The sequence below is a fragment of the Zoogloea sp. JDB1 genome, assembly GCF_056724025.1.
In genome coordinates this window covers 4,345,501-4,362,019 of record NZ_CM161496.1, presented here as the reverse complement: position 1 = coordinate 4,362,019, position 16,519 = coordinate 4,345,501, and the positions used below count along the sequence as shown (strand labels likewise).

Annotated in this window: 16 protein-coding genes; 12 read left to right on the top strand and 4 right to left on the bottom strand. The window is 64.1% G+C overall.

Translation table 11 applies throughout. The features are described from left to right. Positions 1 to 7: 7 nt before the first annotated feature. The 6 genes from AC1PPK_RS19760 (at position 8) to AC1PPK_RS19735 (ending at position 4,438) form a co-directional block, all read left to right on the top strand. Positions 8 to 430, top strand: coding sequence for an ExbD/TolR family protein (locus AC1PPK_RS19760; RefSeq protein ID WP_481114720.1), 423 nt, complete (start codon positions 8 to 10; stop codon positions 428 to 430). Positions 431 to 444: 14 nt separating this feature from the next. Next, on the top strand, positions 445 to 1,455 hold the full coding sequence (gene lpxK, locus AC1PPK_RS19755; protein ID WP_481114719.1) for a tetraacyldisaccharide 4'-kinase: 1,011 nt from the start codon (positions 445 to 447) through the stop codon (positions 1,453 to 1,455). Continuing rightward, complete coding sequence (locus AC1PPK_RS19750; protein ID WP_481114718.1) at positions 1,436 to 1,624, top strand: Trm112 family protein; 189 nt, start codon at positions 1,436 to 1,438, stop codon at positions 1,622 to 1,624. Before lpxK ends, AC1PPK_RS19750 begins: the two co-directional genes overlap by 20 nt. 1 nt (position 1,625) lies before the next feature. Beyond that, complete coding sequence (gene kdsB / locus AC1PPK_RS19745) at positions 1,626 to 2,399, top strand: 3-deoxy-manno-octulosonate cytidylyltransferase (protein ID WP_481114717.1); 774 nt, start codon at positions 1,626 to 1,628, stop codon at positions 2,397 to 2,399. Positions 2,400 to 2,446: 47 nt separating this feature from the next. Next, positions 2,447 to 3,100 (top strand): adenylate kinase, encoded by a 654-nt coding sequence (adk, locus tag AC1PPK_RS19740; protein WP_374483284.1) that lies wholly within the window; start codon positions 2,447 to 2,449, stop codon positions 3,098 to 3,100. Positions 3,101 to 3,181: 81 nt separating this feature from the next. Next, positions 3,182 to 4,438 carry a 6-phosphofructokinase gene (locus tag AC1PPK_RS19735; RefSeq protein WP_481114716.1) on the top strand — a complete coding sequence of 419 codons (1,257 nt, stop codon included), beginning with the start codon at positions 3,182 to 3,184 and terminating at the stop codon, positions 4,436 to 4,438. 52 nt (positions 4,439 to 4,490) lie between these two features. Here AC1PPK_RS19735 and AC1PPK_RS19730 read toward each other — a convergent pair whose 3' ends face one another. Continuing rightward, positions 4,491 to 5,120, bottom strand: coding sequence for a YbhB/YbcL family Raf kinase inhibitor-like protein (locus AC1PPK_RS19730; RefSeq protein WP_481114715.1), 630 nt, complete (start codon positions 5,118 to 5,120; stop codon positions 4,491 to 4,493). A 49-nt stretch (positions 5,121 to 5,169) separates the two neighbouring features. After that, positions 5,170 to 6,708 (bottom strand): murein biosynthesis integral membrane protein MurJ, encoded by a 1,539-nt coding sequence (gene murJ, locus AC1PPK_RS19725; RefSeq protein WP_481114714.1) that lies wholly within the window; start codon positions 6,706 to 6,708, stop codon positions 5,170 to 5,172. Positions 6,709 to 6,877: 169 nt separating this feature from the next. Here murJ and AC1PPK_RS19720 point away from each other — a divergent pair, with 169 nt between their 5' ends. Both AC1PPK_RS19720 and tilS read left to right on the top strand, forming a co-directional pair. Beyond that, complete coding sequence (locus tag AC1PPK_RS19720) at positions 6,878 to 7,846, top strand: acetyl-CoA carboxylase carboxyltransferase subunit alpha (protein WP_481114713.1); 969 nt, start codon at positions 6,878 to 6,880, stop codon at positions 7,844 to 7,846. After that, the gene (gene tilS, locus AC1PPK_RS19715) at positions 7,833 to 9,167 is read left to right on the top strand and encodes a tRNA lysidine(34) synthetase TilS (RefSeq protein WP_481114712.1); all 1,335 of its coding nucleotides are present in this window, start codon (positions 7,833 to 7,835) and stop codon (positions 9,165 to 9,167) included. Before AC1PPK_RS19720 ends, tilS begins: the two co-directional genes overlap by 14 nt. On the opposite strand, the gene AC1PPK_RS19710 is transcribed toward tilS, so the two are convergent. Together AC1PPK_RS19710 and AC1PPK_RS19705 are read right to left on the bottom strand one after the other, a co-directional pair. Then, positions 9,153 to 9,785, bottom strand: coding sequence for a response regulator transcription factor (locus AC1PPK_RS19710; RefSeq protein WP_481114711.1), 633 nt, complete (start codon positions 9,783 to 9,785; stop codon positions 9,153 to 9,155). The genes tilS and AC1PPK_RS19710 overlap by 15 nt on opposite strands. Beyond that, positions 9,782 to 11,758, bottom strand: a complete 1,977-nt coding sequence (locus AC1PPK_RS19705; RefSeq protein ID WP_481114710.1) for a PAS domain S-box protein — start codon at positions 11,756 to 11,758, stop codon at positions 9,782 to 9,784. Before AC1PPK_RS19705 ends, AC1PPK_RS19710 begins: the two co-directional genes overlap by 4 nt. A 177-nt stretch (positions 11,759 to 11,935) precedes the next feature. Here AC1PPK_RS19705 and AC1PPK_RS19700 point away from each other — a divergent pair, with 177 nt between their 5' ends. The 4 genes from AC1PPK_RS19700 (at position 11,936) to ndk (ending at position 16,495) form a co-directional block, all read left to right on the top strand. Then, positions 11,936 to 12,940 carry a TRAP transporter substrate-binding protein gene (locus AC1PPK_RS19700; RefSeq protein WP_481114709.1) on the top strand — a complete coding sequence of 335 codons (1,005 nt, stop codon included), beginning with the start codon at positions 11,936 to 11,938 and terminating at the stop codon, positions 12,938 to 12,940. Between the two features lie 138 nt (positions 12,941 to 13,078). Further along, complete coding sequence (locus AC1PPK_RS19695) at positions 13,079 to 15,520, top strand: heavy metal translocating P-type ATPase (protein ID WP_481118240.1); 2,442 nt, start codon at positions 13,079 to 13,081, stop codon at positions 15,518 to 15,520. Positions 15,521 to 15,533: 13 nt separating this feature from the next. Further along, positions 15,534 to 15,725 (top strand): cbb3-type cytochrome oxidase assembly protein CcoS, encoded by a 192-nt coding sequence (gene ccoS / locus AC1PPK_RS19690; RefSeq protein WP_481118239.1) that lies wholly within the window; start codon positions 15,534 to 15,536, stop codon positions 15,723 to 15,725. 344 nt (positions 15,726 to 16,069) lie between these two features. Then, positions 16,070 to 16,495 carry a nucleoside-diphosphate kinase gene (ndk, locus tag AC1PPK_RS19685; RefSeq protein WP_481114708.1) on the top strand — a complete coding sequence of 142 codons (426 nt, stop codon included), beginning with the start codon at positions 16,070 to 16,072 and terminating at the stop codon, positions 16,493 to 16,495. Positions 16,496 to 16,519 lie beyond the last annotated feature (24 nt).

Here is a 16,519-nt window from a genome sequence, read left to right as displayed (position 1 = left end):
ACCGGCCATGAACTTCAGTCGTGGCCGCTCCCGCGAGGAGCCGGAAATCAACCTGATTCCGATGATTGATGTGCTGCTGGTGATCATCATCTTTCTGATGCTCACCACGACCTATTCGCGTTTTGCCGGGCTGGAGATCAACCTGCCCACCGCGGATGCCCAGGTCAGCGACGACAAGCCGGTTGAGATCAACGTGGCCGTCACCGCCGGCGGTGAGGTGGTTGTCAACAAGCGTCCAGTCAGTGGCACCGACGTAGCCGCCATTGCCGCCGCGCTGCGTGCCGTGGCGCCTGTCAATGCCAAGGATCCGGTGGTCATCATCAACGCGGATGCGAAGGCGGTCCACCAGCGCGTCATCGATGTGATGCAGGCGGCGCAGCAGGCCGGGCTGATTCACATTTCCTTCGCCACTCAGGCTGCTCAGCGCTGAGTCTGCGGTAATCCATGCCTCGTAGCGCCCCCGGATTCTGGCAGAGCCGAGGGGCGCTCGCATGGAGCCTCTTTCCTCTTTCCCTGCTGTTTGCATTGCTGGCCGGCCTGCGTCGCCGGCTCTTTGCGTTGGGCGTCCTGAAGTCGGTCCGCTTGCCGGTGCGGGTCGTCGTCGTCGGCAATGTGGCCGTCGGCGGGAGCGGCAAGACACCCGTCGTGCTGTGGCTGGTGGAGCTCTTGCGCAGCCGGGGTTTCAAGCCGGGCATTGTCAGCCGTGGTTACGGCGGGACGGTCGAAGGCGTGGCCGCGGTGCCTATCGATGGCGATCCAGCCCGTTTCGGCGACGAGCCAGTGATGATGGCGTCCCGTTCGGGATGTCCAGTCTTTGTCGGGCGTGATCGCCCGGCGGCAGGGCAGGCCTTGCTTCAGGCTCATCCGGATGTAAATGTGCTGATTGCCGACGATGGCCTCCAGCATTACCGTCTGGCACGGGATCTGGAAGTGGTGGTGGTGGACGAAGCCACACTCGGAAATTGCCTGCGTCTGCCGGCCGGGCCTCTACGGGAAGGCCTGGGGCGAGTGCGCGAAGCCGGGCTGGTGCTGGCCCACGGCGCCTTGTCGGAAGGCTTGTCCGCAAAGGTCCGCCCGGTGCCGGTGTTCCAGTTCGGGCTGGCCGGTTCGCTGTTCGAGCGGCTCGGGCGGCGTGAAGAGCGTTGCGAGGCGGCCGCCTTCCGTGGCCGCCGGATCCATGCGATGGCAGGCATCGGACGGCCGGAGCGCTTCTTCAGCCAGCTCGAAGGGCTGGGCTTGAGCATCCTGCGGCGCCCATTTCCCGACCATCACGTGTTCACTGCGGCCGATCTCGGAATTTCCGATGGCGATGTGCTTCTGATGACCGAGAAGGATGCGGTAAAATGCGCGCCTTTCGCCCCGGCCGACAGCTGGGTGTGGCCGGTCCGCGCGCAAGTTGCGCCGGGCGCGGCGGAACTGATTGTGGAGAAGCTCGATGGACCCCCGACTGCTTGAAATCCTGGTGTGCCCGATTACCAAAGGTCCGCTCGACTTCCACAAGGACAAGCAAGAGTTGTGGAGCATCAGCGCCCGCCTGGCTTACCCGATTCGCGATGGCATCCCGGTGATGCTGGAGGAAGAAGCGCGGCCGCTGACCGACGAAGAAATCGCCCAGTCCCGCTGACATGGGTTTTCGTATCGTTATTCCCGCCCGCTACGCGAGCAGCCGGCTGCCGGGCAAGCCGCTGCTCGACATTGCCGGCAAGCCGATGGTCTTGCGTGTCCTCGATCGTGCTCTGGAAGCGGGTGCCGATGAAGTGTGGGTGGCCACCGATCATGAAGGCATCGCTGCGGTGGTCGAACAGGCTGGCGGCAAGGTCGTCATCACCGATGCCTGGCATCCGTCGGGCACCGATCGCCTTGCCGAGGTGGCAACGCAACTGGGGTGGGGTGACGATGATATCGTCGTCAATGTACAGGGTGACGAGCCGCTGATTCCGGCGGGGCTGATCGGCCGTGTCGCCGAGTGCTTGGCCGGTGACACCGAGGCCGCCATCGCCACCGCCTGCCATCCGTTGGGTTCGGCGGAAGAATTCTTCAATCCGAACGTGGTGAAGGTTGTGCTCGATGCGCGGAACCGTGCGCTCTATTTTTCCCGGGCGCCGATTCCCTGGGCGCGGGATGCCTTTGCGGAAGCGCGCGGCGTGCTGCCTGTCGGTTTGCCGGCCTATCGCCACATCGGCCTGTATGCCTATCGGGCCAGCTTCCTGAAGCGCTATTCCACCCTGACTCCGTCTCCGCTGGAGCAGTGGGAAGCCCTCGAACAACTGCGGGCAATGGCCCACGGTTTCCTCATCCGGGTCATGGTGTTGGACCAGGCTCCGCCCGCCGGAGTGGATACCGCCGAAGATCTTGAACGTGTCCGCCAGGCGTTTGACCTTGCGGAAGTTTCGCGATAGTTTCGCAATCCCATGTCGTATCGACAATAACCAGAGGAGGGAAAGACATGCGTCTGATTCTGTTGGGACCGCCGGGCGCCGGCAAGGGTACCCAAGCCAATTACATCAAGGAAAAGTTCGGCATTCCGCAGATTTCCACCGGCGACATGCTGCGTGCGGCCGTCAAGGCCGGCACCCCGCTGGGCATTGAAGCCAAGAAGGTCATGGATGCCGGCGGTCTCGTGTCCGACGACATCATCATCGGTCTGGTGAAGGACCGCCTGAAGGAAGCCGACTGCCAGTCCGGCTACATGTTCGACGGCTTCCCTCGCACCATTCCGCAGGCCGAAGCCATGAAGGCTGCCGGCGTGCCCATCGATTTCGTGCTCGAGATCGACGTGCCCGATGAAGAAATCATCGGCCGCATGTCCGGTCGCCGCGTGCACGTGGCGTCCGGCCGTACCTATCACGTCAAGTTCAACCCGCCCAAGGTGGAAGGCAAGGACGACGAGACCGGCGAGCCGCTGATTCAGCGCGACGACGACAAGGAAGAAACCGTCAAGAAGCGTCTCGACGTGTACCACGCCCAGACCAAGCCGCTGGTCGCCTATTATTCCGATTGGGCGGCCAAGGGTGACGCGAACGCGCCCCAGTACCGCAAGATCGGCGGCCTCGGCAAGGTCGAGGAAATCCGCGAGCGTGCCTTCGAAGCGCTGAAGTAAGCGCCCAGTTCGCACTCGCAAAGGGCCGGCTTCAAGCCGGCCTTTGTTTTTTGGCGGTGTAGTTTGGGGGAAGGGACCTGGATGGCGAAGAATCTGCTCTATGCGCAATCGGGCGGCGTGACTGCGGTCATCAATGCATCGGCGGCCGGTGTGATTGCGACCGCACGCCAGGCCGGCAATGCGGTTGGCCGTGTGTTGGCCGCCCGCAACGGCATCCTGGGCGTGTTGCGGGAAACCTTGTTGGACACGGCGGCCTTGTCCGATGCCGACCTGGCCCGCCTGCGCGCGACGCCGGGCGGTGCTTTCGGGTCCTGCCGATTCGACCTGGATGTGCTGGAGCGCAATCCGGCCCAGTACGACCGCTTGTTCGATGTGCTGGCGGCCCATGATGTCGCTTTCTTTCTCTACAACGGCGGCAACGGGTCGATGGAAACCTGCCGCCAGATCCAGGTTGCGGCAGACCTGCGCGGCTATCCCCTGACCGTGGTAGGGGTGCCGAAGACGGTCGATAACGACATCGTGTTGACCGACTGTTGTCCGGGGTACGGTTCGGCGGCCAAGTATCTGGCAACTTCGATCCGGGAAGTCGGACTCGATCTCGCCGCGATGACGACCGGCGCTGGGCGCGCCTTCGTGCTGGAGGTCATGGGGCGCAACGCCGGTTGGTTGGCAGGGGCCTGCGCGCTGGCGGCGGAAGAGGAGGATGCGGCGCCGCATCTGATTCTGCTGCCCGAGGTGCCCTTCGATGAAGCAGCCTTCCTGGCTCGAGTGAAGGAGATCGTCGAGCGCATCGGTGCCTGCGCGATCGTCGTGGCTGAGGGTATTCGTGGCCCGGACGGACAGATCCTGGCCATGCTCGATCGCAATCAGAAGGGCTACGTCCAGTTGGGCGGGGCTGGGGAAGTGGTGGCGGAGCGCATCCATTCCTGCCTTGGTTACAAGGTGCATTACGCGCTGGCCGATTATCTGCAACGCTCTGCGCGACACCTGGCGTCGCGTACGGATACGGCCCAGGCTTTTGCCGTTGGCAAGGCGGCTGTACGGCGGGCGCTGGCCGGCGAGCGGGGTGTTGTCGGTATCGATCGGGTGCTGGACCGGCCCTATCGCTGGCGGACCAATCTGCAGCCCTTCGAGCAGGTGGCCAATCTGGAGCGTACCCTGCCGCCGGAGTTTATCGCGGTGGACGGCTTCGGCGTGACCGAGGCGTTCAAGACCTGGTGCAGCCCGTTGATTGCCGGTGAGGACTGGCCGCCGTTCAGGAACGGCTTGCCCGATTACCTGCACTTGCACCTGAATCTGCCCTTGATGGCGGCGAGTCTACCTGCTTACGAGGTTTGATCCGGCCCGGCCCGGGGCGGCGCCCCCCTCGATGGGAGGCCGCACGGGTGGATCAGGCCGGGATTGCGGGGTTGAGGCTGTAGGTGCCGGTGAGGCTGGCCTGGTCGAGGATGTGCCCGGCGATGGCGTCACGCACCTGTTGTCCGCTGAAGATGCCTTCGACGGGCAGGTGCGGAATGTCCAGCGCGTACACCGTGAAGACGTAGTGGTGCCGGATGGAGTCGTTCCACGGCGGGCAGGGGCCGTCGTAGCCGAAGTAGTTGCCCTTCATCTGCTCGTCGCTGGCGAACCAGCCGGTGTAGTCGTTGACGCCATGGCGGCTGCCGTCGGGCAGGTCCGGACCGGGCTTGCCGTTGGGTGTGACGGCGCTGGAGTGCGCGCCTTCGGCAATGTGGGTGACTGAGACCGGCAGGTCGATCAGGGCCCAGTGGAAGAAGTCCACGCGGGGCAGGTCGGCTGGTACGGAGCGCCCTTCCTGATTCACATCGTCGCCGCAGCTCGGGACATCCGGGTCATGGCAGATCAGCACGAAGGAGCGGGTGCCGGTGGGCGCATCGCTCCAGGCGAGATGTGGATTGCGGTTGGTGCTGAGGCTGACGTGCCCTTCCGTTGCGGGCACGCAGAAGGCGAACTGGCCCGGAATCATGCTGCCATCGGTAAAACTGTCGCTGTGTATCTTCATCTTCGTTCGGCTCCCGGAATGGTGTGGACGATTGTAGCCAGGTTCGTACTCAGGTCGCGCTGCGCCGACGGAAATCGGTCAGCCGGAAGCCGAGGGCGAACAGGACGGCGAAATACACGGAGATACCGCCGCAGATCAGCGCCGATAGGCGGATAACCCGCTCGAGGCTGCTGGCATGCAGCCACAGGCTGTCGGGTCCGGCGGTGAAGTAGATGCCGGTAGCGAGGACCAACAACGCGATGGACAGTTTGGCGCCGAAGGCACCCCAGCCCGGCTGGGGGCTATAGATTTCGCGGGCGCGCAGGCCGCGGTAAAGCAGAGTGGCGTTGAAGCAGGAGGCCAGACCGATGGACAGGGCCAGGCCGGCATGCTGGAAGGGGCCAATGAAGATCAGGTTCATCAACTGGGTGATGATCAGCGACATGACGCCGATACGCACCGGCGTGCGGACGTCCTGGCGGGAATAGAAGGCGGGGGCGAGTACCTTGACGAGGATCAGCCCGGTCAGCCCGAGGCTGTAGGCGACCAGTGCGGTCCGCGTCTGCAGGACGTCGTTGGCACTGAAGGCTCCATGGTGGAACAGCGTGCTGATCAGCGGTACGGCCAGCAATGCGAGGCCGACAGCCGCGGGGAGTGTCAGCAGCAGGGTCAGGCGCAGGCCCCAGTCCAGCAGTGCGGAGAATTCGGCCGGCTTTTCGTCGGCATGCATCTTCGACAGGCTGGGCAGCAGGATGGTGCCCAGCGCCACGCCGAGCATGCCGGACGGGAATTCCATCAGGCGGTCTGCGTAATACAGCCAGGACACGCTGCCGCTCGGCAGGAAGGACGCGAAGACCGTGTTGATCAGCAGCGAGATCTGGCTGACCGACACGCCAAGGATCGCCGGTGCCATCAGCTTGAGGATGCGTCGTACGCCGGGGTCGGAAAAGTCCAGTGAGAAGCGCGGCAGCATGCCGATTTTGGCCAGTGGGCGCAGCTGCAACACGACCTGGGCGAGTCCGCCGATGAAGACGGCCCAGCCGAGCACCAGGATCGGTGGGTGGAAGTAGGGGGCGGCGAACAGCGCCATGAAGATGAAGGACAGGTTCAGCAGCACCGGCGTGAAGGCCGGGATCGCGAAGCGGCTCCAGGTATTGAGTACGCCGCCGGCAAGGGCCACCAGCGACATGAAGAAGATGTAGGGGAAGGTGATGCGGGTGAGCTGGACGGTCAGCTCGAACTTCTCCACGTTTTCCGAGAAGCCGGGGGCGGTGGCGTAGATGATGGCCGGTGAGGCCAGCGCACCCAGGATCGAGACGATCAGTACGACGAGGCCCAGCGCGCTGGCCACGTGATTGATCAGTCGATGGGTTTCGTCTGGGCCGCGCTTGTTTTTGTATTCCGCCAGGATGGGCACGAAGGCCTGGGAGAAGGCGCCTTCTGCGAACATGCGGCGCAGTAGGTTGGGCAGACGGAAGGCGACGACGAAAGCATCCATCTCTATGCCTGCGCCAAAGGCGCGGGCCTGCACGAAATCGCGCACGAAACCCAGGATCCGCGACAGCAGGGTCATTCCGCTGACCGTGACGAGAGCGCGGAGAAGGTTCATCGAAGCCATTTTTGGGGGATGGGCGGACAGAAGAGGGGGCGATGTTAGCGGCTTATTGCGCTGTGCAGCAATGCGATTTTTGTAGCAAAAACAGGGCTGCAGCAGGGGCTGGCGCCCGCCTGGGGGGGCGATAGGGTAAAATGGCAAAAATTTCTATGAGTTCGACCGGATGAAAACAACGTTCCTAGATTTTGAGCAGCCTATTGCAGAGCTTGAGGCGAAGATCGAAGAACTACGCTTTGTGCAGGACGATTCGGCGGTGGATATCTCCGAGGAGATCGCCCGCCTGGAGCAGAAGAACCACGGCCTGACCAAGGATATCTACGCCAAGCTGACGCCTTGGCAGAGCGCGCTGGTGGCGCGCCATCCCCAGCGTCCATATACGTTTGACTACGTGCAGCACATCTTCACCGATTTTGAAGAACTGCACGGTGATCGCAGCTTTGCCGACGATAAGGCGATCGTTGGCGGCCTGGCCCGTTTCAACGGCCAGTCCTGCATGGTGATCGGCCATCAGAAGGGCCGCGACACCAAGGAAAAACTGTTCCGCAACTTCGGCATGCCGCGCCCCGAGGGTTATCGCAAGGCGATGCGCCTGATGAAGCTGGCCGAGAAGTTCGGTCTGCCGGTGTTCACCTTCGTTGACACGCCGGGCGCCTATCCCGGCATCGACGCGGAGGAGCGCGGCCAGTCGGAAGCCATCGGCCACAACCTGCTGGTGATGGCGGAACTCAAGGTTCCGCTGATCTGCACGATCATCGGCGAAGGCGGCTCGGGCGGCGCGCTGGCCATTGCGGTCGGTGATCAGTTGCTGATGCTGCAGTACTCCACCTATTCGGTCATCTCGCCGGAAGGTTGTGCGTCCATCCTGTGGAAGAGCGCCGATCGTGCGCCGGATGCGGCCGAGACGATGGGCATCACCGCATCGCGCCTCAAGTCCTTGGGGCTCATCGACAAGGTGGTGAACGAGCCGGTGGGCGGCGCTCACCGCGACCATCGGGCGATGGCGCAGAACCTCAAGCGGGCGCTGCAGGACGCGCTGCGCCAGGTGTCCGAGCTGTCGCCGTCGGAGCTGCTCGAGCGCCGTTTCGAGCGCCTGATGAGTTACGGCAAGTTCAAGGAAATTGCCGTCGACTGAGCTTGCAGCCCGGGTTGCCGCGAGCTGGCGGCAACTCTCCCTCGTACCCGGCCCGGTTCGGGTCGGGTTGAGCGGTGGCCTCGACTCTTCCGTGCTGACGCATGTGCTTGCCGGTTTGCAGGGTGAGCTCGGGATCGAGGTGAGCGCCGTCCATGTCCGCCACGGCTTGGTGGCGGGCTCCGAAGTGTGGGGCGACATCTGCGCCGAGCTGTGCGCACCCCTTTCGGTGCCGCTGGCGGTTCGTGAGGTCCAGGTGGATCGGGCGCATTCGGGCGGGCTGGAGGCGGCCGCGCGGGAAGTGCGCCGGGCTGCGCTGCTGGATGGCCTGGGCGGCGGTGTGCTGGCCCTGGCCCACCACCGGGATGACCAGGCCGAGACCGTTCTTTTCCGGGCGTTGCGCGGTAGCGGCGTCAAGGGCCTGGCGGGCATGAGCGATTTCGTCCATGTCGGTGCGGGTGGCCGAATCTGGCGCCCGCTGCTGGACGTTCCACGCTCTGCGCTGCATGCGTATGCGGAGCGGCATGGCCTGCGCTGGGTGGATGATCCCAGCAACACCGATACGGCGTTTTCCCGCAATTTCCTGCGCAAGGAAATCCTGCCGCAACTGAATGGACGTTTCGCCGGCGCGTCGGCCAATCTCGCCCGCTTGGGGCGGCTGGCCGGTGAGGCGGAAGGGCTGCTGGAAGAACTGGCAGCCAGCGACGTCGAGAAGCTGCGCATTCCGGGATGCATGCAGATGCTGCGAACACCTGCGCTGGACTTGTCCTCAGCCCGTTTGCGCAATCTGCTGCGCCGCCTGCTGGTCAAGGCGGGTACGCCAATGCCTGACGAGGCGCGGCTGCGGGACGCGGAGCGACAGTTCCGGGAGGGGGCCGCTGCGTCCGGTTCGAGAATCCTGTTGGGTGGCATCGCGGTATGCGTCTATCGGCAGCGCTGGTGGCTGGAGGCGGCGTCCGTACCGACGGAAGTGGCCGACTTCCGCCCGTGGTGTGGCGAAGCCGCCTTGCCGTGGGCTGGCGGCGTACTGGATTTCAGTGCCGTGTCCGGGCAGGGGCTGGCGCTTGATCTGGTGATGGCGGGGTCGTGCCGGGTCGGGTGCAGGACGACGGGCGCGCGAATGCGTCTTAGTGCGGGCGGACCTTCCCGGAGCCTGAAAAACCTTTGGCAGGAAGCAGGCATTCCCCCCTGGCTGCGGGACTCGGTTCCGATGTTGTGGGTAGGTGAGCGCCTGGCGTGGATCGCCGGGGTTGGCGTCGCTGCTGAATTTGCTTGTCCGCCGGGGGCGGCGGGCATTCTGCCGCGCTGGTCAGTGTTCCCCTGAGCTGCCGGACCCTTTTTCACGGCTCGGCGCCAGCAATTGGGCCAGCTCGACGGCGGATCGCACCCCCATCTTTTCGAAAACGCGCGCCCGGTGCACTTCGACGGTGCGCATCGAGATGTTCAATTCGTCGGCAATGACCTTGTTGAACTTGCCGGCCAAGACGAGATTCATGACTTCCTGCTCCCGCGGGGTAAGCAGGGCCAGATGGTTTGCAACCGAAGCCTGGCTCGCCTGGCTGGCCTGGCGTTTGGCCTCCTTGGCCAGCGCGCGGATGACCACGTCCACCAGCGCGTTGTCTTCGAACGGCTTCTCGAGGAAATCGAAAGCACCTTTCTTCAGTGCACCGACCGCCATCGGTACGTCGCCGTGGCCGGTCAGGAAGATGACCGGCAGGGTATTGCCCTGCTCTTGCAGTACGTCGAAACACTCCAGGCCGCTCATTTCCCGCATGCGGATGTCCAGCACGATGCAGCCGCGCCAGTCCGGCTGCCAGGCGGCCAGGAATTCCTCGGCGGAGCTCCATTCGGCACTGGCCACTTCACGGGTCCGGAACAACCAGGTGAGGGCGTCGCGGATGGCTTCGTCGTCGTCGACAATGTGGGCGAGGGGCGTGCTCATGACGGGATCGGCAGGGAGAAGTGGAAAATCGTACCACCGCCTGGGTTCTTCTCGAAGTTCAGGCGGCCCCGGTGGAGTTCGGCGATCGAGCGGCAGATGTTGAGCCCGATGCCCATGCCCTCGGCCTTGGTCGTGAAGAACGGGGCGAACAGCTTTTCGGCGACCTCCGGCGGGATGCCGGCGCCCCGGTCGGTCACATCGCAGACCAGCGTGCCGTTCTGGCGCTGGGTCCGGATCAGCAGGCGGCGGGTTTCGCGCGGATTGTCCGCCATCGCGTCCATGCCGTTGCGGATCAGGTTGACGGCAACCTGTTCGATCATCACCGGGTCCGCTTCGACGCAGGGCAGGTTGTCCTCCAGTTCCAGCTCGATGAGGACGCCGCGCCGGTCGGCGTCGGGCTCCACCAGCCCGACGGCTTCCCGCAGGATAGTGTTCACGTCCACCGGTTCGAACTTGGGCTCGCTGCGCCGCACGAAGGTATGCACCCGCCGGATGATCTGCCCGGCCCGCTGGGCCTGCTTGCCGATCTTTTCGAGGATGGTCGTCAGCTCTTTCTTCGGCAGGTCGCCGTTGCCGAGCATGTTCAGGCAGCCGGTGTTGTAGCTGGAGATCGCGGCCAGCGGTTGGTTGAGTTCGTGGGCGAGGGTCGAGGCCATCTCGCCCATGGTGACGAGGCGGGCGGTGGCCTGCAGGCGCTCTTGCTGCTGGCGGGCGAGTTCCTGGGCGCGCTTCTGTTCGGTGACATCCACCACAGAGCCCATCCAGCCGATGTGCTTGCCGTTGGAGTCGATCAGCGGTGCTTCAATGAGCAGGGCGTCGAAGCGTTCGCCGTTGCGGCGCATCAGGCGAATCTCCATGCCCTGGGGCGGCGCATTGCCGCCCAGCACCAGTTCGTGCACGGCGCGGGTGCGTTCCAAGGCTTCCGGAGCCCAGTAAGGCATCGGGGGCATCAGGCCAACAAGCTCATCGGCGTTCCAGCCGACCATGCGGCAGAAGGCCGGATTCACGTAGGTGATCTTGCCACTCAGATCGCGGGCACGCATGCCAGTGTTGAGGGAGTCCTCCATTGCCTTGCGGAAGGCGTGTTCGGCGCTGAGGGCCAGCTCCGCCTGCTGGCGGCGTTTCATGTGGCGGCGCAGTTGCCACAGGCTCCACACGATGGCAGCGCCGAGTACGCCGAGGGAGCCCATCAGCAGCAACGGAATCCAGCGCACCTCGCTCTTGTAGGCGGTAACGTTGACCGTCAGTCCATGGCCGGGCGGCTCGAACGGAATCTCGTAGTTGAGGCTGGACAGAGGGGAGACCTTGGATTTAGCGGCGATTTCGGTGCCCAGGTTGTTGCTGATGGACACCCGGTAGCGTTCGGAGAACCACCAAGGAATCTGGTGGCCGAGCATGTTGTTGAGCGAATAGACACCGACCACTGAGCCCAGGTAGCGGCCGCCGTCGAAAATTGGGACATGGGCCTCGAACTGGATTTGATTGTCGAGGACGGCGTACGCGTCGCTATACACCGGCCGGCCGAGGGAGCGGGCCAGGCGATAAGCGGATGAGGACGGAAAGGTGCCCGATGCTTCACCCACCAAATGGCTGTCGGTATAGGGGGGCTCGGAGCCCTTGATGTGTCCGTTGGAATCCAGCCACAGCACGCGGATCAGGCCGCTTTCCGGGTCGAGAGCCTGTTTGATGCGGGCCTCCGCGGTGGCATTCGGCCGGCCGTTGGTGAGCAAAGCGGGGCCGAGCTGGGTCAGCTGCGCGTCATTGCGCTCGAACTGGAAGGACAGGTTCTGCTCCATCCACAGCACGTCGTTGATCAGCGTGGCGCGCTGTTCTTCGGCGTCCTGGCGGTGGGTCAGCCACAGCAATGCCGCCATCGTGGCAATGAACAGGGCCACGGCGGCATAAGGCAGGCTCCAGTACCAGCTCGGCGGAGGAGGGGCTGAATTCGACGGGGGCAAGGGGTTGAGAATCACGAACGGGAGGATTTCTGGTTATCGCCGGACTGGCGGTTTTGAGCCATTCGATGTTTCCACACTGCGGATGACCACAATTGAGTCTGTTGGTGCTGTCTTCAACATTGCGGCAATGCAGTCTGCCGGAATTGCGGCTCATGTACCATGCCGCCTCGACTGCCGATGATGGAGATTCGAATGCGTTTGCTTAGCCTGCTGTTCGGCCTGCTCGCCATGGGGATGTGCGCGATGGCCACCGCCCAGGCGCCCATTGTGATCAAGTTCAGCCACGTGGTGGCGGCGGACACCCCAAAGGGCAAGGCCTCCGAGTATTTCAAGAAGCGTGCGGAAGAGCTGACCCGCGGCAAGGTCAAGGTGGAGGTCTATCCGAACAGCACGCTGTACAAGGATAAGGAAGAACTCGAAGCCCTGCAGCTGGGCGTTGTTCAGATGCTGGCGCCGTCCCTGGCCAAGTTCGGCCCGCTGGGGGTGAAGGAGTTTGAGGTCTTCGACCTGCCCTACATCTTCGACGACTATGCCGACCTGCACCGGGTGACCCAGGGGCCGGTGGGAGCGAGCATCCTGAAGAAGCTTGAATCGAAGGGCATCGTTGGCCTGGCGTACTGGGACAACGGCTTCAAGTCCTTCTCCGCGAACACACCGATCCGGACGCCGGCCGACCTGCGCGGCAAGAAGCTGCGCATCCAGTCGTCGAAGGTGCTGGAAGAAGAGATCCGCGCCGTTGGCGGCCTGCCGCAGGTGATGGCTTTCTCGGAGGTGTACCAGGGTCTGAAGACCGGCGTTGTCGACGGTACCGAGAATCCCCATTCGAATACCTACACCCAGAAGATGCACGAGGTGCAGAAGTACCTGACGGTAACCAATCACGGCTACCTCGGCTATGCGGTCATCGCCAACAAGCGCTTCTGGGACGGCCTGCCCGCCGATGTACGGGGCCAGCTCGAGCAGGCGATGCGGGAAGCGACGGTCTACGCCAACCGGATCGCCAAGGAAGAGAACGACAAGGCGCTGGAGGCGATCAGGAAGAGCGGCAAGGTGCAGGTCTATGTGCCCAACAAGGAAGAGCGCCTGGCCTTCAAGAAAGCCATGCTGCCGGTCCATCAGAAGATGGAGGCCCGCATCGGCAGCGACCTGATCCGCTCGATCTACCGGGAAACCGGTTTCGATCCGTCGCGGCTGTAGCCTGCCCAGCTGCCGTTCGGGGAGGGGCGGTTCGCCGCGGGGGGCTGCTTTGTGTTAAAAGGCGTGTTTCCTGGTGGCCACTGTCCGGTCGCCGGCGAGTCCTGTGCGAGGCCTTCGTTGTCGTCCCCTTCCCCTGTTTTGCCCGAGCATGATTGCTACCACTGCGGGCTCCCCATTCCCGCAGATGTAGATCTCCCCGTCGATATAGAGGGCGTTCAGCACCACATGTGCTGTACCGGCTGCCAGGCGGTGGCCGAGTCCATCGTCAGCAGCGGCCTCGTCGATTACTACAAGCGCCGTGACGCGATGCCCGAGCAGGCCCGCGAGGCGATGCCCGACGAGCTGAAGGACCTTGGGCTGTTCGACCACCCGGATTTCCAGCAGGGCTTCGTCAAGCCCATCGGCGAGCACGAGCGCGAGGCGGCGCTGATCCTCGAAGGCATCACCTGCGCAGCCTGCATCTGGCTGAACGAGCAGCACGTGGCTCACCAGCCCGGCGTGACGGCGGTGGATATCAACTATGCGACGCGCCGTGCACGCGTGCGCTGGGATGAGCGGCGCATCAAGCTGTCCGATATTCTGGCGGCCATTCACGCGATCGGCTACCGCGCCTATCCCTATGATGCGGCGCGCTCCGAGCAGATTTCCCAGAGGGAGCGCCGCTCCGCCCTGTGGCGCTTGTTCGTGGCCGGCTTCGGCATGATGCAGGTCATGATGTATGCCTTCCCGGTGTACATCGCCGATCCGGGCGACATGACCGCAGACATCGAGCAGCTGATGCGCTGGGCGAGCCTGATCCTGACCGCGCCCGTCGTGCTGTATTCCGCCGCGCCGTTCTTCAGCCACGCGATCCGCGACATCCGCCTGCGCCGGCTGGGCATGGATGTGCCGGTTGCGCTGGGGGTAGGGGCGGCCTTCCTGGCCAGTTGCTGGGCGACGGTGACCGGCAAGGGTGAGGTGTATTTCGATTCGGTGACGATGTTCGTCTTCTTCCTGCTGTGCGGCCGCTACGTGGAAATGCTGGCGCGCCAGAAGGCGGTGCGCGGCGTCGAGGAGATGGGCAAGGCCTTGCCGGCCTTCGCCGAGCGCCTGCCGGTCTACCCGTCTCCGGATGGTGAGAAGGTTCCGGTATCCCAGCTGTTGACGGGGGATGTGATCCGCGTCAAGCCAGGCGAAGCGGTGCCGGCGGACGGCGTCGTCGTCGAGGGGCGCAGCGAAGCTAATGAGGCGCTGCTGACCGGTGAGAGCAGGCCGGTGCCCAAGGTGCCCGGCAATGAGGTGACGGGGGGCAGCATCAACGTCACCAGTCCGCTGTGCGTGCGCGTCACCCACACCGGCGAACATACCCGCCTGGCGGCGATCCGCCAGCTGATGGAACGCGCATCGGCCGAGAAGCCGCGGGTGGTGCAGCAGGCCGACCAGGTGGCGGCCTGGTTCATCATCGTGTTGCTGGTCCTGGCGACGCTCACCGCGGCCGGCTGGTGGTGGTTCGATCCGGATCGGGCGCTGTGGGTCTTCGTGTCGGTGCTGGTGGTCAGCTGCCCGTGCGCGCTGTCCCTGGCCACCCCGGTGGCACTGACGGTAGCGACCGACGCGTTGGCGCGCATGGGGGTGCTGGTGACACGTGGCCACGCGGTCGAGGCACTGGCAAAGGCGCAGCATTTCGTCTTCGACAAGACGGGCACCCTGACTTATGGGGCGATGCGGGTCGAGCAGGTACGTCTGCTCGGCGGGCTGTCCGAACAAGAAGCACTGGCCGTGGCGGCGGGGCTGGAGCAGGGCTCGGAGCATGCTGTGGCGACGGCCATCCGGCTGGCGGCTGCGACGGCTCCGGGCGCAGCTGTTGCGGCCATCGAGGCCAGGACCGGACAGGGGGTGGCCGGCGAGCTTGCCGGCGTGGTCCATCGGATCGGCCGCCCAGGCTTCGTGGCCGAACTGACGGGTACACCGATTCCGGCGGCCTTGCTGGAGGACGAGCGTTCGGGCCGAACCGTAGTGGCCCTGGGTTCATCGACCGGCTGGATTGCGGGCTTTGCGCTCAGTGATGGACTGCGGGAGGATTGCCCTGCCACCTTCGAGGCCCTGCGCGGCAAGGGGGTCGACCTGTCGATCTTCAGCGGAGACACGCCGGCCACGGTTGTCGAACTCGGCACGCGCCTGGGTGTTTCCCGCGCGGTGGGCGGCATGACGCCGGAGGACAAGCATGCCGAACTGGCCCGGCTGCAGCACGGCGGTGTGGTGGTGGCAATGGTTGGCGACGGCGTGAACGACGCGCCGGTACTGGCCCAGGCCCAGGTGTCGATCGCCATGGGCGGCGGCACGGACCTGGCCCGCAACCAGGCGGACATCGTGCTGCTCGGCGCGCGCCTGGGCGCGCTGGCAGACGGCGTCGGGCTCTCGCGGCGGGCGCTGCGCATCATCCGGCAGAACCTGTGGTGGTCCTTCGCCTACAATTTCACTGCGGTACCACTGGCCATGTCCGGCCTTGTGACACCCTGGATGGCTGGCATCGGCATGTCCGCCAGTTCCTTGTTCGTCGTCTTGAATGCCCTTCGCCTTCAACGGCGAAAGGCCAACTGAAAGCCTTTGTGCCATGGAAAGCCTGTACCTGCTGATTCCTATGTCCGTGCTGCTCGTCTTCCTGATCGGGATGATCTTCTGGTGGTCCGTTCGCAGCGGTCAGTTCGACGATCTCGAGGGGCCGGGTTACCGGGTTGTCAGTGACGACGATACGCCGCAGCCGGCGCCGCGTGGGTCTGTCGACAAGGACAAGGAAGGGGCATGATTTTACGGTTCAAGTCACCCCTCCATGTGAAGGGTTTTTGACGCAGGTCAAGACTGCTTCTGCAGAGTTCTTTCATACTTCGTCCCAAGTTCAAGGCGCAAACAACAAGTAATACCGGGCGCCTCCTGGATCATGGTCCAGGCTGAAGTCTCTCTGTTGGGGTTGGGGGTGCGCGATGCGCACCCTTTTTTTTCGCCCCCCGGCCTGTCTGCCGCTCCGCGCCGTCTTCCCTTTCGCTCCTGTTCTGCTCTGTGAGCCGAAAAAAGCCGAATTGACGCACCAACCTGCTAAAATTCCAAGCTTTCGGTTTTTCGACCATCCTTTGTCTCACTGGAGCTAGCAACATGGCTATTGAACGCACCCTCTCCATCATCAAGCCCGATGCCGTCGCCAAGAACGTGATCGGCCAGATCTACGCCCGTTTCGAAGCCGCCGGCCTCAAGATCGTTGCCGCCAAGCTGGCCTATCTGTCCGAGCGTGAAGCCGGCGAGTTCTACGCTGTTCACAAAGAGCGCCCCTTCTTCAAGGATCTGGTCTCCTTCATGACCTCCGGCCCCGTGATGATCCAGGCCCTGGAAGGTGAGGACGCCATCGCCAAGAACCGTGAGTTGATGGGTGCCACCGACCCGAAGAAGGCTGCTCCCGGCACCATCCGCGCCGACTTTGCCGAGTCCATCGATGCCAACGCTGTGCATGGCTCCGACGCTCCTGAAACCGCTGCCGTGGAAGTCGCCTTCTTCTTCCCGGGCATGAACGTTTACAGCCGTTGATGATCTCTACCAGCGGGGCGGAAC

Excerpts from the sequence above, each read along its gene's own strand:
- kdsB (WP_481114717.1), top strand. The coding sequence starts at position 1,626 with ATGGGTTTTCGTATCGTTATTCCCGCCCGCTACGCGAGCAGCCGGCTG.
- ndk (WP_481114708.1), top strand. The coding sequence starts at position 16,070 with ATGGCTATTGAACGCACCCTCTCCATCATCAAGCCCGATGCCGTCGCC.
- lpxK (WP_481114719.1), top strand. The coding sequence starts at position 445 with ATGCCTCGTAGCGCCCCCGGATTCTGGCAGAGCCGAGGGGCGCTCGCA.
- AC1PPK_RS19720 (WP_481114713.1), top strand. The coding sequence starts at position 6,878 with ATGAAAACAACGTTCCTAGATTTTGAGCAGCCTATTGCAGAGCTTGAG.
- murJ (WP_481114714.1), bottom strand. The coding sequence starts at position 6,708 with ATGAACCTTCTCCGCGCTCTCGTCACGGTCAGCGGAATGACCCTGCTG.
- AC1PPK_RS19710 (WP_481114711.1), bottom strand. The coding sequence starts at position 9,785 with ATGAGCACGCCCCTCGCCCACATTGTCGACGACGACGAAGCCATCCGC.
- adk (WP_374483284.1), top strand. The coding sequence starts at position 2,447 with ATGCGTCTGATTCTGTTGGGACCGCCGGGCGCCGGCAAGGGTACCCAA.
- ccoS (WP_481118239.1), top strand. The coding sequence starts at position 15,534 with ATGGAAAGCCTGTACCTGCTGATTCCTATGTCCGTGCTGCTCGTCTTC.
- AC1PPK_RS19700 (WP_481114709.1), top strand. The coding sequence starts at position 11,936 with ATGCGTTTGCTTAGCCTGCTGTTCGGCCTGCTCGCCATGGGGATGTGC.
- AC1PPK_RS19750 (WP_481114718.1), top strand. The coding sequence starts at position 1,436 with ATGGACCCCCGACTGCTTGAAATCCTGGTGTGCCCGATTACCAAAGGT.
- AC1PPK_RS19730 (WP_481114715.1), bottom strand. The coding sequence starts at position 5,120 with ATGAAGATACACAGCGACAGTTTTACCGATGGCAGCATGATTCCGGGC.
- AC1PPK_RS19760 (WP_481114720.1), top strand. The coding sequence starts at position 8 with ATGAACTTCAGTCGTGGCCGCTCCCGCGAGGAGCCGGAAATCAACCTG.
- AC1PPK_RS19735 (WP_481114716.1), top strand. The coding sequence starts at position 3,182 with ATGGCGAAGAATCTGCTCTATGCGCAATCGGGCGGCGTGACTGCGGTC.